The following is a 15,985-nucleotide window of genomic DNA, read 5'->3' on the forward strand; positions in this document are numbered from 1 at the left end:
AGCGAGGGGCTGGCATGCCGGCAGGCGATGGAACCGCCTTTTCCGACCGCGCGACGTTTCCCGGGCCTCGACCAGCGCCGTCCGAAGCGGATTCATTCCACGCTTCGCCCGAGACGTGGTTCCTCACGCCGCAGGGCCGTTCAGGAACCGATCGCGTTGCCGCCACGTTCGCCCGGATCGTTCACGGATGCGGAGGTCCGCTTGCAAGCCGACACCAGGATTACTCTCGAGCGCATCGAGGGTTACATCGAGGGCTTTTGGTGGATCCTTCCCAATCTCGGCATCGCCCTTGTCGTCTTTTCTCTTTGCCTGATTGCCGCGAGCGTCGCGCGCCGGGCCGTGCTGCGGGTGTTTCGGCGGCGCAGCCGTTCCGATCTTGCCACCATGCTGGCGGGAACGGCGCGTTGGGGAATCATCGGACTTGGGCTTCTGATCGTCGCCACGGTCATCTTCCCGTCGATCAAGCCGGCGGATCTCCTCTCGACCCTCGGCATCGGCTCCGTCGCCATCGGATTCGCCTTCAAGGACATCCTGCAGAACTGGCTGGCCGGCCTTCTCATCCTCCTGCGCCAGCCGTTCCGACCCGGCGACCAGATCGTCGTCGGCAAGCACGAGGGCACGGTCGAGCACATCGAGGCGCGGGCGACGCTGATCAAGACCTACGATGGCCGCCGGGTGATCATTCCCAACAGCTCCGTCTATACCGACGCCGTGACGGTCAACACCGCCTTCCCGCTCCGCCGCAGCCAGTACGATGTGGGCATCGGGTACGGCGACGACATCGACCGCGCCTGCGGGATCATCCTCGATGCCATTCGCAACCTGGAAGGCGTGGCGGAGGACCCGCCGCCGGAAGCGTTCGCCTGGGAGCTCGACGGCTCGACCGTCAATGTCCGCGTCCGGTGGTGGACCCACTCCAAGCGCTCCGAGGTGGTTCGGACCCAGGGCCGTGTGATCCGGGCGATGAAGAAGGCCCTGTCAGAGGCCGGCATCGACCTGCCCTTCCCTACCAATGTCGTTCTTCTGCACGACCAGACGGAGGAAGCGGATGGGGACCGCAGCCGCCAGCGGGAGGGCTGGCCCGTCGAGGGCAATTCAGCTGCCCGCCGCCTGAACGGGGTCGAGGACGAGCCCGAGCGCAGGCCGCGGGCGCGGCGCCGGTCCTGATCATCGCGGCGGCGGCGAATTCCTCCGCGAACTCCGAGCTCTTCCTAATGCAGCATGAGGTGATGCGGCGACAGGTTCTCCAGCATGTCGCGCAGGTCTTCCATATGCGGATTGATGCCGAGCGCGATCTGGAAGGCGGCGCGCGCCTCGTTGAGGTGCCCGTTGCGCAGGCAGATATTGCCGAAGCCGGCGATGGCGCCGAAGTGGCGCGGCTCGAGGCGCAGGGTTTGGGCGATGTCGAGCAGGCTGTCCGCGTCGCGTTTCTCGATGGACGCGAGGGTGGCGCGCTTGTTCCAGGCCTCCGGCCAGTCCGGGTACATGGCGACCAAATGATCGAGCAGGGGCTTGGCCTTCTTGAGCGAGCCCGACCCTAAAGCCTCCACGGCCGCCGCCATGGTCTCCTCCGCGATCCGGTCCTCGTGCGAGCTCCACAGGGCCCAGATCTGGTCTTCGATCTCCTCCACCGGCCGAGGCGGCTCGTCCATGGCGAGTTCCTGGAAGAGGGCGGTCAGGCGGCGCGGCAGCTCCGGGCATGGGGTGCGGACGGGAACCTCGAGAACGAGCTGGAAGACCGGATCGAGCGGCAGGGGGGACATCATGGGTGGGCTCACCGATCCTCCGTGGCAGGTAGCCAAGGCAAGGGACATAGAGTCGAAGCGCGGCACGGCGAGAGGGCAAAACGGTACCGATTGCCGAATGCGGGAAACGGCTCCCGTGTGTCCGGGCGCACTTTTTAGGTGCTATTCCCCTCCACCGAGTCGAAAATTGTTCTAGGCTCCGCTAACGTCACCGCAACCGAACGATCATTGGAGCTGTCCTTGGGAGCCGTCATCGAGCGCGACCCTCTGCGCCTGGCCTGGAGAACCTCGCCCCTCCGCCATCTTGCCGGCTTCGGCCTGCTGATGCTGGCGGGCTTTCTGATCCTGATCGGCCTCGATCTGGTCCGGCAGATCGTCGACCGGGCGACCGGCGGCGCTGACGCCTGGAATGGGCCGGCCGCCTTCCTGCGGATCGCTCTGGCTCCGCCGGCCGACCTGTGGCCGGGATCCCTGGTTCTGTTTCCCGGCTTTGCCCTCGATCCTGAAACCTTCGCCCTTGCGGCCGTGATCGGCGTGCTGGCCATCCCTCTGCTCATCGGCCTGATCCTTGTGGCCCTCGAATGGGTGGCGGTCGGGATCGGCGTGCGGATGCTGACGCGAGCCCAATCGGCCGCCCTCGACATCATCCTGAAAGCGCCCTCCGCCTCCCACGACGAGATCGCCATGATCTCGGCGCTCGCCTCCCGGGGTCTGGCCCGCGAAAACGGCGTCCTGGGTTCGAGCCTCCTGATCCCGGTGAAGCTCGGCGGCATGATCGGGCTGGCCTGCGCCTATGTGTTCGTCACGGACTGGCACCTGGGTGCCGTTCTGGCCGTGGTCCTTGCCCTCGGCATGGTTGTCAGCGCGCGCCGGACCCTCCTGCGCTTCGACGCCGCCGCGGCCCGCCACCGGGAAGGGGAAGAGGCCCAAGGGGTGTTCGCGGATCTCGAGCAGCGCCTGCCGGCCCTGCGCGCCCATGGCACTGCGCCTTTCGAGCGCGACCGGGTGCGCCGGGCCCTCTTAAGCGGCCATCGCCCGGTGATGCGGGAGGAATACCGCCTGGCCGTCACCGAGGCCGCCTCCGCGGCCGTGCTCATGATCGCCCCCCTGGCTGTTCTGGCTCTCGGCGCCTGGTTTTCGCAATCTCGTCCTTTGACGGCCGGAACGGTCGCGGCCAGCGTGCTCGCGGCGGCGCTCGCCGCCTACGGCACCCGCGAGGTGGTCCAGTGGCACCGGCTGATCATGCGGGCGCGGGCGCTGCTCATCGACCTCGGCAAGGGCCTGGCGCCGCTGAAGCTGCGTGCGGCTCTGAAGGGAAAGGCCAGCCTGCCGGACAACGGCGCGCTCGTGGCCCAGGGCGTCTCGGCCTACGACCCCCCGAGCGGCGCCCGCGTCGCATCGGTCAACCTCACCCTCGCCTTTCCGTCCCACGTGGCCCTGGTGGGTGACGGGGATGCGGGCCCGAGGCTCCTTGCGGCGCTCATGAGCGGCCAGCTGCCGCCCTCCATGGGCCGCCTGACCTATGGCGGCGTGGACCTCGCCGCCGCCAACCCCGTGGAGCGCAGCCAGCGCATCGCCTTCACGGGATCGACGGTGCTGATCGAGGGCAGCCTCAAGGACAACCTGCTCTATGGCTGCTCCGCGCCGGCGGGCGAACTCAACCACCGCCTGTCCGAGGCGATCGCCGTTGTTGGGCTCGAGCGACTGACCCATGCCCGCGGCCTGTCCGGCACGATCGATCCGGCCCAGGAGCCGAAGTTCGCGGCCGCCATCGTGGAGGCGCGCCGCTTCGTCGAGGCGGCGCTCGCCGCCGAGGACCTGGACCGCTTCGTCGACCCCTTCAGCGCGACGCGCTACAACCGCTATTCGACGATCGGCGAGAACCTGCTCTTCGGAAAGCCGATCGGCGATGCCTTCCGTGAGGATCGCCTGTCGGGTCACCCCTTCGTGCGCGCCATTCTGGAGGCCAACGAGCTCACCAAGCCGCTCGCCCGGATCGGCCTATCGATCGCGACCAGCATGATCGAGATCTTCTCGGAGATTCCGGACGGTTCCCCCCTCTTCGACCGCTTCTCCTTCTTCTCGGCGGCGGACCGGCCCTATTTCCAGGATCTCGTCGACCGGAAGAACGAGCAGCGGCGCAGCGACCAGACCTCCCGCGATCAGGAACGCCTGATCGGCCTCGCGCTCCGCTACAACGAGAGCCGGCACCGCCTGGGGCTCCTCGAACCGGACCTGGAGGAGCGCATCCTCGTGGCCCGGGCCGATTTTGCCCGCATGCTGCCGGTGAGCCTGAAGTCCTCGATCGAGTTCTACGACGAGGCGCGGTTCTGCGCGGCGGCGAGCATTCAGGACAACCTGCTCTTCGGCCGCATCGCCGCCGACCAGGCGGGCGCCCTCGAGGCGGTGCAGGAGGTGACCCGCCGGGTGCTGACCCAGCGCGGCCTCGACGGCGAGGTCTCGCGCATCGGGCTCGACACGCCGATCGATCCGCAAGGGGACGACCTGACCCTGACCGAGCTTGCTGCCGTCGATCTCGTGCGCGGCCTCGTGCGCCGGCCGAGCATCCTGGTGGTCCAGCGGGCGCTCGACGGCCTGCCGGGACCGGCCGCCGACAAGCTGGTGATGAGCCTGCGCCGGGCCCTCGTCGGCCGCGGCCTGATCCTGGTGACGCCCGAGATTTCGCCGGCCATGGATCAACCGCCCTTCGATGCTGTTATCCGTTTCGAGCGGGGCGAGCCCGTGATGGAGCGCCGCACCCGGCGGCTGGAGGCGTTAAGTGCGTGACATATTTCGCCTTGACCAGCCGTCCTTCTCGGGGGCAGCTTACCGCGGTCCATGTGCGCCAGCGCACATAAGTGGGGTTTTCGATCCATCATGATCCTGCCATGGTAAGGCGTGTTGCATCCTCCGAGGCGTTGCAGGTCCGATTTTGGGGCACTCGCGGCTCCACCTGCGCATCCGGACCTCAGTTCGTCGAATTCGGATCGCACACGCCTTGCGTCGAGGTCCGATGCGGCGAGCGTCTCTTCATCCTCGATGCGGGCACCGGCCTGTCCTCCCTAGGCATGGAACTCGGCCAGAACGCTCCCGACAAGATCGACATCCTCCTCAGTCACCTTCACCTCGACCACATCAGCGGCCTGCCCTTCTTCAAGCCGGCCCTCCTCGCCAAGGAGCGCGTGATCCGCACCTATTGCGGTCATCTCGATGGCGAGAGCGCCATGGAGCCCTTGGGGAGGCTCTTCGCACCGCCCCTGTTTCCCGTCCGCCTCGGCCAGCTTCCGGCCCGGTTCGAATATCACGGCTTCAGGGCCGGGGAGCCGATCACCTTCGACGACGGAACCCGGATCGACACCCACCTTCTCAACCACCCGGGCGGCGCCACCGGCTATCGGCTCAGCCACGGCGGTCGCAGCGTCTGCTACATCAGCGACGTGGAGCACAGCGACCCCTGGCCCGATCCGGATCTCGCCGCCTTCGTCCGGGACACCGACCTCATGATCTTCGACGGCATGTTCTCGGATGCCGAATATTCGTACTGCCGCGGCTGGGGCCATTCCACCTGGCAGAAGGGCGTGGAACTCTCGAAAACCGCCGGCGTGAAGGCGCTGGCGATCTTCCATCTCTACCCCGGCCACGACGATGCCTATCTGAAGGCCGCCGAGGCCGAGATGCAGGCCGTGATGCCCACCGCCTTCATGGCCCGCGAACGCCAGTTCATCGCCTTCGTGCCCGCTGTCGACGAGACGGTTGCGGACGAGGCGCAGACCGGCGAGGTGCCGGCGATCTGACGCATCGTGCGGGTCCGGAGGGCCACATCATGAAAGATGAACCTGGTTTCGCTGAGGCGGACCTCCGGTTCCGCGCGAGACCATGCGCCGCTTTGAGGGATCGAGTATCGGATCGATCCCGAAAGTGCCTTCCACTTTTGGGTCCGATGCTCTAAGCGGGCCATTCATGACCTCCCCCATACTCGTCACCGGTGCGGCCGGGTTCATCGGCTTCCATGTTGTGCAGAGGCTCCTGGCCGATGGGCACCAGGTGGTGGGCGTCGACAGCTTCACGCCCTATTACGATGTCGGCCTGAAAGAGGCCCGCTTCGCCAGGCTGAGCCCCCACAACACCTTTCTCGGCGAGCGCCTGGACCTTGCCGACCAGCAGGCCACCCGCGACCTGTTCCGGCACCACCGCTTCGAGCGTGTGATCCATCTCGCCGCCCAGCCGGGCGTGCGCTTCGTCGATCCCCAGCCCTATGCGGCCTCGAACCTGATGGGCTTCATGAGCATGCTGGAGGCCTGCCGGCACGGGGAGGTGCAGCATCTCGTCTACGCCTCGTCGAGCTCGGTCTACGGCGCCAACCGCAAGCTGCCCTTCTCGGAGCACGACACGACGGATCACCCGATCAGCCTCTACGCCGCCACCAAGAAGGCCAACGAGGTGATGGCCCATTCCTACGCGTCCCTGTTCGGGCTCCCCTCCACGGGCCTGCGCTTCTTCACCGTCTACGGTCCCTGGGGCCGGCCCGACATGGCGGTGTACAAGTTCACTCACGCCATCAGTGAGGGCCGCGAGATCCAAGTGGCGAATGCGGGCCAGGTCCGGCGCGACTTCACGTATGTGGACGACATTGTGGAGGGCATCGTGCGCCTGGTCGACCGCGCGCCCTCAGGCGATCCGGCCTGGAATGCGGAGGATCCCGATCCGGCCACGAGTGCTGCGCCGCACCGGGTCTACAACATCGGCAACGACTCGCCCGAAGAGGTGAACCGTCTCATCGCCCTCATCGAGGACGCCCTGGGCAAAAAGGCCAACCGCGTCGACGTGCCCCTGCCGCCCGGCGACGTGCTGGAGACCCGCGCGGATGTGACGGACCTTCGCCGCGACGTGGGCTTTGCGCCCGCGACATCGCTCGAGGAGGGCATCAGGCGCTTCGTCGCGTGGTATCGCGCGTATCACGGGGCGTGAGCGCATGACCGTTGACGCCGTGGTGACCGTTGTTCTGTCATTCAGCCTGATTGGGGCTGCCCTTCTCTCGGCGGGGCTTATCGTAGTCCTGAAGCCGCTGCTCGTCCGCTATGCGCTGGCTCGTCCCAATGCCCGCTCGAGCCACAAGGTGCCGACCCCGCAGGGTGGGGGGATCGCGGTCGTCGGCGCGGCCCTCCTTGTGAGCGCCGCAGCCCTGCTCGCCCTCGACTCTCCGCTCACGTCCTTTCTCGTTGTTGCAGCCGCCGCCATCGGGCTGGCTCTTGTAGGCGCCATCGACGACATCCGCCCGTTGCCGGCCATCTTTCGCCTCCTGTTTCAGATTGTGGCGGTAGCCGCGATCGTTCTCGTCAGCGGCGTCCGCATCCTGCCCGAAACCGTTCCCCTGACGATGGAGCAAGCGCTTCTCATATTCGGCGGCGTCTGGTTCGTGAATCTCGTGAACTTCATGGACGGGCTCGATTGGATCACCGTTGCCGAGATGGCGCCGATTACGGCCTTCATCGCCGTGCTCTGGTTGCTGGGCTTCCCTCCGGCACCTGCAATCGTCGCTGCCTCGCTCTGCGGCGCGCTCCTCGGCTTCGCCCCCTTCAACAGGCCCGTCGCACGGCTCTTCCTCGGCGACGTCGGCTCGCTGCCCATCGGGCTTCTCGTCGGCTGGATGCTGCTGCACCTTGCCGGAACGGGTGGGCTCGCGGCCGCTCTCCTGCTGCCGCTCTACTATCTCATGGACGCCACCATCACCCTGCTGCGCCGCTTACGCCGCCGCGAAAAGGTATGGGAGGCGCATCGCAGCCATTTCTACCAGAAGGCCACCGACAACGGCTTCTCGGCCCTCGACGTCAGCGGCCATGTGTTCGGGCTCAACCTTGTCCTCGCCGGCCTCGCCGCTATGACATTGGTCTGGCCCTCGGGCACCGTGCAGGTTGCGGCGCTTGTCCTAGGGGTCATCCTCGTCAGCCTGGTCCTCAGGCGCTTTTCCACCCCCCGCCAGACAATTCCTTTGGAGGTTTCCCGATGAACGCACCCCTGATTGCCCTGACCGGCTCGACGGGTTTCATCGGACGACATCTCCTCACCGAGCTCCCCAAGCGCGGCTACCGGGTCAGGGTGCTGCTGCGCCGCCCTTCCGAGGTGCCGGCGGGGGCCGCGAGCGCCGTGATCGGCGATATCGCCTCGCCGCACAACATGGCAGCCGCCCTGCGGGACGTGGACATGGTGATCCACTCGGCGGGCCTGGCGCATGCCATGTCGGGCCGTCCGGAGGACGATTACCGCAGCATCAACACGCAGGCGACGGTGAAGCTCGCCCAGGCTGCCGAGCGGGCCGGCGTGAAGCGCTTCGTCTTCCTGTCCTCGATCCGGGCGCAGAGCGGTCCTTCCACTGAGCGCGTGCTGACGGAGGACATGGAGCCGAAACCCACGGATGCCTATGGCCGCTCCAAGCTCGAAGCCGAGCACGGCCTGGCCGAACTCAGGCTGGACTGGGCGGCCCTTCGCCCGGTTCTCGTCTACGGCCCCGGCGTGAAGGGCAACATGGCCGCCCTGCTCGGCCTCGCGCGGTCGCCCTGGCCCCTGCCGCTCGCGGGCTTGAGGGCCAAGCGGTCGCTTCTCTCCCTCGACAATCTGGCGGCGGCGGTGGACACGGTCCTGAAAACGGACGGGCCTCTCAGGCGACCCTTCATCGTGGCCGATCCGGAGCCGGTGACGATTCCCGAAATGGTAACGGCGCTCCGCAAGGGTCTCGGGCGTGGGCCGGGGCTGATCCCGGTTCCGTCCTTCGTTCTGCAGGGAGCGGCGGCTCTCGCGGGCAAAGGCGAGGCCTATCAGCGTCTGGCGGGCTCCCTCGTGGCAAGCCCGGAGGCCTTGCGGCGCTTAGGCTGGCAGCCGGTCAGTTCGACGCGAGACGCGCTTGCGGAACTGGCGCGGCAGGCGGGGGAGCAGGCTTCCGGCGCTTGAACTCCGGGATCGCCTCCTCGAACACCCGCTCGGCCAGGGTACGGTCGCCCTCCGCGAGGGCACGGTCCAGGATCCTGAGCCATTGCTCGACCCGCTCGCGGTCGGCGAAGATCGGCTTGGCGGCCATGACGCCGTCGATGCCGATTTCCGTGCGCGGCTCCTCGCGGGCGAAGAGGATCTCGTGCAGGCGCTCGCCGGCCCGGGCCCCGGTGACGGCGATCTCGATATCCTCCCCCGGCTCGTAGCCGGCAAGCCGGATCATGCGCTCGGCAAGCTCATAGATGCGCACGGGCTGGCCCATCTTCAGCACGTAGACCGAGGCGCGCTCGTCCCCGTTGGAGCGCTCCGTCAGGGAGCGGCTTTCCTCCGCGTGGGACGCGGAGGTGAGCACCAGATCCGCCGCCTCGCGGGTGGTCATGAAATAGCGCACCATGTCCGGGTGGGTGACCGTGACCGGTCCGCCGCGGGCGATCTGCGCCTTGAATTTCGGCACCACGGAGCCGACGGATCCCAGCACATTGCCGAATCGCACCGCGATGGTGCGGGTGGCGCCGTTGCGGCCCATGAACTCGGCATCGAGCGCCTGGCCGTACATCTCGGCAAAGCGCTTGGTGGCCCCTAACATGGAGACCGGATCGATGGCCTTGTCGGTGGAGATCATCACGATGGTGTCGGCCCCCGCCTCGACCGCCGCATCGGCCACGTTCACCGAGCCGAAGACGTTGGTCTTGATGCCCTCGGTCCAGTTCTTTTCGAGATAGGGCACGTGCTTGAGGGCGGCTGCGTGGAAGACCACCTCCGGCTTGAACGCGTTCATGACCTCGCGCACCCGCTCCCGGTCGCGCACGTCGGCAATGACGCCGTCCACGTTGGTGTCGCTGGACAGGAGGGTCGGGTTCTCCAGGATGTGGTGCAGGGACGGCTCGGAGCTTTCGAGGATCATGAGATCGCTCGCCCCGAAGGCCACCGCGCGGGTGCAGATCTCGGACCCGATGGACCCGCCCCCGCCCGTGACGAGCACGCGCTTGCCGCGGATGAAGGCCTCCAGCCGCTGCCGGTCGATCTGCACGGTGGGGCGCAGGAGCAGGTCCTCGATCTCCAGCGGCGCGAGTTCGGCGTTGCGCATGCCTTCGCCGAGGCTCGTCACCCGCACCAGCGGCAGGCCGAGACGGCGGGCGCGGGCGAGCAGCCTGTCCGGGTTCGCCTCCGGCATCAATGCGCTCGGAGTCGCCACCAGCCGGCGGATGGGAATGCCACGCTCCTGGAAGTCCTGGACGACCTGGTCGAGGTCGTCGAATGTGCCCAGCACCGGGACGCCGCGCATGGACTGGCCGAGATCGTCGGTGCGGTAGGAGAGGATGCCCTTCGGCTGGATCTTCTTGACGGTGCCGGACTCGATGGCCCGCAGGATCACCTCGATGTCGCTGCCGCGCCCGAGCAGCAGGGTCGGCGTGCTGGCCTCGCGCTGCAGGCTGTTCCGGGACCGGGCATATTTCAGGTAGCGGAAGGCCAGCCGCGGGCCGCCCAGCAGGAACATCTGGATCAGCCAGTAGAGGGCGATCGAGATCTTGCCCAGGAAGAAGGTGCCCAGGAACTGCGGCGAGACGAGAATGTAGTCCACCACCAGCAGGCTCATCGCCAGAATGCTGGAGGCCCGAAAGATGTTGAACAGGTCCGGCAGGGAGGCGAAGCGCCACTTGGAGCGGTAGAGGTGGGAAAACCAGTAGACCACGCCCGCAAAGGCGATGAAGGGCGGCAGGAAGAGCGGCAGGTGGACGAGCCGCTCGCTGAGGAGCGTTCCCTCGAAACGCACGAAGAACGTCGCGACAACGGCCACGCCCGTCATCACGAGATCATGTATAACGATGAGAGTTTTCTTGAAGTCCTGCCGATTCATAGCCCTGCCGTCTGCTGCTTCGGGGTATCGGATGGGCTCACATCTTTGTCAATGTAACTCTGTCGCCTCAACGATGCCTCCGGCGCAAGCTCCTCACCCGTCGGACAGAGGGCTCTGTGCGATCACCAGAAGGCGGTCTGCCTCCCGGGCAACGCGCGCCCGGATGCCGAAGCTGGAGGCGAGCCGGGCTTCGGTCATGACCGCCTCGGGAGGGCCCGAGGCTTCGACTTTTCCCTGATTCAGCAGGACGATATGGTCGGCGAAACCGGCTGCCAGATTCAGGTCGTGCAGGATCGCCACCACGGTCGCGCCGGTGCGGGCATGGGCCTTGAGCACCTCGAGCACTATGAGCTGGTGGCGCGGATCGAGGGCGGCAACGGGCTCGTCGGCCAGGAGCACCGGCGCCTGCGTCGCGAGCGCGCGGGCGAGCAGCATGCGGGCGCGCTCCCCGCCGGACAGGGAGGTGGCGAGTCGGTTCTCAAAGCCCTGCAGCCCGACGGACCGGAGCGCCGCCTCGACCGCCGCCCGGCCTTGTTCCGGCAGAGCGTCCGGCTCCTCGCCATGAGGCAGGCGGCCCAGCGCGACGACGCCCGCGACCGGCAGGGGCCAGGCCACCCCGCCGCCCTGCGGCAGATAGGCGACGGCCCGCGCCCGTTCGGACGCCCGCATCCGGGCAACCGAGGTTCCATTCAGGTCAACCTTTCCGCCCGAGGGCCTCATCAAGCCGGCCATGGCCCGCATGAGGGTCGTCTTTCCGGCGCCATTGGGCCCGATCAGCGCCGTCAGGCGCCCGGGCTCGGGGGACAGGTCGATGCCCTGGAGGACGCGGCGGGGGCCCAGATCAACCGTGAGGGAGAGGATTTCCAGGCGCATCATGCGGGCGTCTCCACCAACTCCGCCCTGCGGCGGGCGATCACCCACAGGAAGAACGGAACGCCGAGCAGGGCCGTCAGGACCCCGACCTTGACCTCGGCTCCGGACGGGATGAGGCGCACGGCGCAATCCGCCGCCAGCAGCAGGGCTGCTCCCGCAAGGCCTGCGGGAACGAGCGTGCGCGCCGGATCGTAGCCGGCGAAGGGCCGCACGAGATGGGGCGCCACCAGGCCGACGAAGCCGATGGACCCGGCAACCGCCACCGAAGCGCCCGTGCCGATGGCGGCTCCGGCGACGATCAGTCCCCTGAGCCGCGCCACGTCCGTCCCGAGGCTGCGCGCCGTCTCCTCGCCGAGCGTCAGGGCCCGCAGGCCCGACGAAGCCTTCAGGATCAGGAGCGAGGCCAGGAGAATGAAGGGCATGCCGAGCCCCACATGGACCATGGAACGGTCCTCGAAGGAGCCCAGCAGCCAGAACACGATCTCCGTGACGGCGAAGGGGTTGGGCGAGAGGCTGATGGCGAGCGACGTGCCGGCTCCCGCAAGGCTGCCGACCGCAAGGCCGGCGAGAACGAGCACCACGATGGTGGTGCTTCTCCCCGCTACCGCCACCACGAGGGCGATCGACAGGAGAGCCCCGGCGATGGCCGCTAAGGGCAGGGCCCAGGACAGGGTGCCGACGAGGCCGGAATAGATCACGAGCACGGCTCCGAAGGCCGCCGCCTGCGGCGCCCCGAACACCGCCGTATCGGCGAGCGGATTGCGCAGCAGGCCCTGCAGCCCCGCGCCCGACAGTCCGAAGATCCAGCCGATGAGAAGGGCCAGAAGGGTGCGCGGCAGGCGGATCTCCCGCACGACGATGCTCGCCGCCCCCTGATCCGACGCGAGCGCCTTGAGCGCCTTGACGATCGAGATCGGCGCCGGGCCGATCACCAGGGAGGCGAGGCTCAGTGCGGCGATGAGGACGATGAGACCGGGGATGAGGGGCGAGCGGCGGAGGGGCATGGATGGCGGCTTCGTTGCTCCATCGATAGAGCATGAAAGGCCGGGATGGCAAAGCACCCCATACATCGTCATCCCGGACGGCAAAGCCGATCCGGGATCGTTCGACAAGCGTGGGGCGCGTTCACCTCTCCCGTCCCAAGTCGGGCGTTCCCGACTTGGGCCAGCAAAAGCAGATCTCGGGAATACCCGAGATCCGGGGAGAAGGAGACCCGCGTTCCATCCTGCACGCGATCCCGGGTCTTCGCAGTGCTCCGTGCGGGACGACACCCGAAAGTCCTGCAGAATGCGGGTTCGATCTCCTGACGCTCCATGGTACGAAGCGGATCAGCACCCTGGTAAACATCGATTGAGAGAGCGGCATGAACCGTCTTTTCGCCAACCTGCCCACCACGATCTTCGAAGTGATGTCGAGCCTGGCCCGGGAGACCGGCGCCATCAATCTCGGCCAGGGCTTTCCGGACGATCCGGGACCGGAGGACGTGCGGCGGGCGGCGGCGGATGCGGTTCTCAACGGCTACAACCAGTATCCGTCGATGATGGGCATTCCGGAGCTGCGCACGGCAATCGCGGCCCATTACCGGCACTGGCAGGGGGTCGATCTCGATGCGAACACCGAAGTGATGGTGACCTCGGGCGCCACGGAGGCGCTGGCGGGCGCGATCCTGGGCATCGTGGAGCCGGGCGACGAGGTGGTGCTGTTCGAGCCCATGTACGATGCGTATCTTCCCCTCGTGCGACTCGCCGGCGGCGTGCCGAAATTCGTCACCCTGCAGCCGCCGCATTTCCGCCTGACGGAAGAAGCGCTGGCCCAGGCCTTCTCGCCGAAGACCAAGGCGGTTGTGTTCAACAACCCGCTCAATCCGACGGCCACAACATTCTCAGACGAGGATCTGAACCTGCTGGCCGATTTCTGCCGAAGGTATGATGCCATCGCGATTTCGGACGAGGTCTGGGAGCATGTGGTGTTCGACGGCAGACAGCACAGGCCGATCCTGGCGCTCGACGGCATGCGCGAGCGCTCGGTGAAGATCGGGTCGGCCGGAAAGATCTTCAGCCTCACGGGCTGGAAGGTCGGCTTCGTGTGCGCCGCCCCGCATATCCTGAAGGTGCTGGCGAAATCCCACCAGTTCCTCGCCTTCACCACCGCGCCGAACCTGCAGGCCGCGGTGGCCTACGGGCTCACCAAGGACGATGCCTACTTCGATGGCATGCGCAAAAACTTCGCCCGCAGCCGCGACCGCTTCACGGACGGCTTGAGGACGCTGGGCTTCGACGTGATCCCGAGCCAGGGAACCTACTTCGTCAACATCGACATCGCGCCCTTAGGCGAGACCGACGACGTCTCCTTCTGCCGACGCCTTGTCACCGAGCACGGAGTCGCGGCGATCCCGGTCTCCGCCTTCTACGCGGAGGGCGCCGTGAAGAACGTGGTGCGCTTCTGCTTCGCCAAGAAGGATTCGACCCTCGATGCCGGCCTGGAGCGGCTGGCGAAGGCGATCAAAAAGGCTGCCTGAAAACCGGCAGCCGGGGCAACAACTTGGACATTGTTTCTTCGCTCAGAATTTCCTAGCCTGCTCCCGTCAACAATCTCATCTTGAGGAGTTCCCACCCCTGATGTTCCGTCTTCTCGCTTCCGTTGCCCTCACCTTAGGGCTTGTGACCGCCGCCGCCGCCCAGGAGCGCGTGGTCAACGTCTACAACTGGTCCGACTATGTGGATCCGAAGGCGCTGGACGAGTTCACGAAGCAGACCGGCATCAAGGTGGTCTACGACACCTACGACAACAACGAGATCGTCGAGACCAAGCTTCTGGCCGGCAAGTCGGGCTACGACATCGTGGTGCCGTCGGGGCCCTTCGTGCAGCGCCTGATCGGCGCCAAGGTGTTCCAGAAGCTCGACAAGGCGAAGCTGCCGAACCTCGCCAACCAATGGCCGGAAGTGACGCAGCGCCTCGCCGTGTTCGATCCCGGCAACCAGTTTGCCGTGAACTACATGTGGGGCACCACCGGCATCGGCATCAACGTCAAGAAGGTCAAGGAAGCCCTAGGCGACGTGCCGCTCAACACCTGGGACCTGGTGCTGAAGCCCGAGGTGTCCTCGAAGCTGAAGGCCTGCGGCATCTACATGCTGGACTCGCCCGAAGACCTCTTTCCCGGCGTGCTCGCCTATCTCGGCATGAACCCCGACTCCAAGCGCGTCGAGGACCTGAACAAGGCAGGCGACGCCCTGTTCCGGGTGCGCGGCAACATCCAGAAGTTCCACTCCTCCGAGTACATCAACGCGCTCGCCAACGGCGACATCTGCGTGGCGGTGGGCTATTCGGGCGACATGATCCAGGCCAAGAGCCGGGCCGAAGAGGCCAAGAACGGCGTCGAGGTCGGCTATGTCATTCCCCGCGAGGGTGCGCTGATGTGGTTCGACAGCTTCGTGATCCCGGCGGACGCCAAGAACGTGGCCGAGGCGCATGAATTCATCAACTTCATGCTCCGCCCCGAGATCGCCGCCATGAACACGAACTTCGTGTCCTACGCCTCCGGCAACCTCGCCGCGAAGCAGCACATCGACAAGGCGATCCTCGACAACCCCGGCATCTATCCGGACGAGGCCACCATGAAGCGGCTCTTCACCAACACGGCCTACGACGAGCGCTCCCAGCGCACCGTCACCCGTCTCTGGACCCGGGTGAAGACCGGCCGTTAATCCGCCGCTCAGCTTCCGTGGCGCACATTCGGCGCGCCCGCCAAGCCTCGCCTCAGGGCGAGGCTTTTTCGTTTGAACAGGATATCCCGTCATGCGTTCCGTAGCCGTCGCACTCCTCGCAATCAGCCTGGTCTCTCCCGTCTTTGCGCAGGCTCCCACCTCTCCACGCCAGCCCACGATCAGCGTGATGGGCGCGGGCGAGGCGGAGCTGAAGCCGGACTTCGCGCGCATTCATGTGACGGTGGCAACGCAGGCCGAGACGGTGGCGCAGGCAAGCGCCGCCAACAATACCGCCACGGAGCGGGTGCTCGCCCGCATCCAGGGCCTCGGCATCAAGCGCGAGGATATCCGGACAGTGAATTTCCAGGTCTTCCAGACACCCCAACAGGTGGGCCCCGACGGCAAGGAGGTGAAGACCCCGAAATTCTCGGCCCATCACCAGCTGCGGATCACCACCCGCGACCTCGACGGCGTCGGGCGCCTCGCGGGCGAAATCCTGGCGAGCGGCGACATGACGTTCCAGTCGGTATCCTTCGGCCTCGACCGGCAGGAGGAGGGCGCGGACAAGGCGCGCGAGGCCGCCGTGCGGGACGCGAAGCGCCAGGCCGGCGTCTATGCCGCCGCCGCGGGCGTGTCCCTCGGCCGTCTCCTTGAGATCCGGGACGGCTCCGCCCAGCCCTTCGAGCCGCAGCCCGACATGCGCATGTCCATGGCGATGGCCAAGGGAGCCGAATCGGTGCCGATCGTGCCGCCGGCGACGATCCGCTACACGGCCAATGTCCAGCTCGTCTGGGAAATGGCCGGGCAGCCATAAGGGCCCC

The 15,985-nt window shown here is 67.0% G+C and carries 13 protein-coding genes; 9 read left to right on the top strand and 4 right to left on the bottom strand.

Annotated elements, in window-relative coordinates:
- Positions 1-201: 201 nt before the first annotated feature.
- Positions 202-1,167, top strand: a complete 966-nt coding sequence (locus AC0QTX_RS07785; protein WP_474603253.1) for a mechanosensitive ion channel family protein — start codon at positions 202-204, stop codon at positions 1,165-1,167.
- Positions 1,168-1,211: 44 nt separating this feature from the next.
- Here the strand turns inward: AC0QTX_RS07785 and AC0QTX_RS07790 are convergent, their stop codons facing one another.
- A complete protein-coding gene (locus AC0QTX_RS07790; protein WP_474603254.1) occupies positions 1,212-1,766 on the bottom strand; it encodes a tetratricopeptide repeat protein in 555 nt (184 codons plus the stop codon).
- 219 nt (positions 1,767-1,985) lie between these two features.
- On the opposite strand from AC0QTX_RS07790, the gene AC0QTX_RS07795 reads away from it, so the two are divergent.
- The 5 genes from AC0QTX_RS07795 to AC0QTX_RS07815 all read left to right on the top strand — a co-directional run bounded on the left by AC0QTX_RS07795 (position 1,986) and on the right by AC0QTX_RS07815 (position 8,690).
- A complete protein-coding gene (locus tag AC0QTX_RS07795) occupies positions 1,986-4,532 on the top strand; it encodes an ABC transporter ATP-binding protein (RefSeq protein ID WP_474603255.1) in 2,547 nt (848 codons plus the stop codon).
- A gap of 101 nt (positions 4,533-4,633) precedes the next feature.
- A complete protein-coding gene (locus AC0QTX_RS07800) occupies positions 4,634-5,539 on the top strand; it encodes an MBL fold metallo-hydrolase (RefSeq protein ID WP_474603256.1) in 906 nt (301 codons plus the stop codon).
- Between the two features lie 166 nt (positions 5,540-5,705).
- Positions 5,706-6,713: an NAD-dependent epimerase/dehydratase family protein gene (locus AC0QTX_RS07805; RefSeq protein ID WP_474603257.1), complete on the top strand. Its 1,008-nt coding sequence runs from the start codon at positions 5,706-5,708 to the stop codon at positions 6,711-6,713.
- Positions 6,714-6,717: 4 nt separating this feature from the next.
- Positions 6,718-7,752 (top strand): MraY family glycosyltransferase, encoded by a 1,035-nt coding sequence (locus AC0QTX_RS07810; protein WP_474603258.1) that lies wholly within the window; start codon positions 6,718-6,720, stop codon positions 7,750-7,752.
- Positions 7,749-8,690: an NAD-dependent epimerase/dehydratase family protein gene (locus AC0QTX_RS07815; RefSeq protein ID WP_474603259.1), complete on the top strand. Its 942-nt coding sequence runs from the start codon at positions 7,749-7,751 to the stop codon at positions 8,688-8,690. Before AC0QTX_RS07810 ends, AC0QTX_RS07815 begins: the two co-directional genes overlap by 4 nt.
- On the opposite strand, the gene AC0QTX_RS07820 is transcribed toward AC0QTX_RS07815, so the two are convergent.
- From AC0QTX_RS07820 to AC0QTX_RS07830, 3 genes are all read right to left on the bottom strand, one after another.
- A complete protein-coding gene (locus tag AC0QTX_RS07820; protein WP_474603260.1) occupies positions 8,623-10,587 on the bottom strand; it encodes an SDR family NAD(P)-dependent oxidoreductase in 1,965 nt (654 codons plus the stop codon). The two genes, AC0QTX_RS07815 and AC0QTX_RS07820, sit on opposite strands and share 68 nt — an antisense overlap.
- Before the next feature lie 93 nt (positions 10,588-10,680).
- Entirely contained in the window at positions 10,681-11,463 is a 783-nt protein-coding gene (locus tag AC0QTX_RS07825; protein ID WP_474603261.1) for an ABC transporter ATP-binding protein, read from the bottom strand.
- Positions 11,460-12,464: a FecCD family ABC transporter permease gene (locus AC0QTX_RS07830; RefSeq protein WP_474603262.1), complete on the bottom strand. Its 1,005-nt coding sequence runs from the start codon at positions 12,462-12,464 to the stop codon at positions 11,460-11,462. The genes AC0QTX_RS07825 and AC0QTX_RS07830 overlap by 4 nt, the downstream gene beginning before the upstream one ends.
- Positions 12,465-12,823: 359 nt before the next feature.
- On the opposite strand from AC0QTX_RS07830, the gene AC0QTX_RS07835 reads away from it, so the two are divergent.
- The 3 genes from AC0QTX_RS07835 (at position 12,824) to AC0QTX_RS07845 (ending at position 15,978) form a co-directional block, all read left to right on the top strand.
- Positions 12,824-13,978 (top strand): aminotransferase, encoded by a 1,155-nt coding sequence (locus AC0QTX_RS07835; RefSeq protein ID WP_474603263.1) that lies wholly within the window; start codon positions 12,824-12,826, stop codon positions 13,976-13,978.
- A 100-nt stretch (positions 13,979-14,078) separates the two neighbouring features.
- On the top strand, positions 14,079-15,164 hold the full coding sequence (locus tag AC0QTX_RS07840; RefSeq protein ID WP_474603264.1) for a polyamine ABC transporter substrate-binding protein: 1,086 nt from the start codon (positions 14,079-14,081) through the stop codon (positions 15,162-15,164).
- 91 nt (positions 15,165-15,255) lie between these two features.
- Positions 15,256-15,978: an SIMPL domain-containing protein gene (locus AC0QTX_RS07845; protein WP_474603265.1), complete on the top strand. Its 723-nt coding sequence runs from the start codon at positions 15,256-15,258 to the stop codon at positions 15,976-15,978.
- Positions 15,979-15,985: the final 7 nt, after the last annotated feature.

The sequence above is a fragment of the Microvirga sp. jy35 genome, assembly GCF_056148915.1.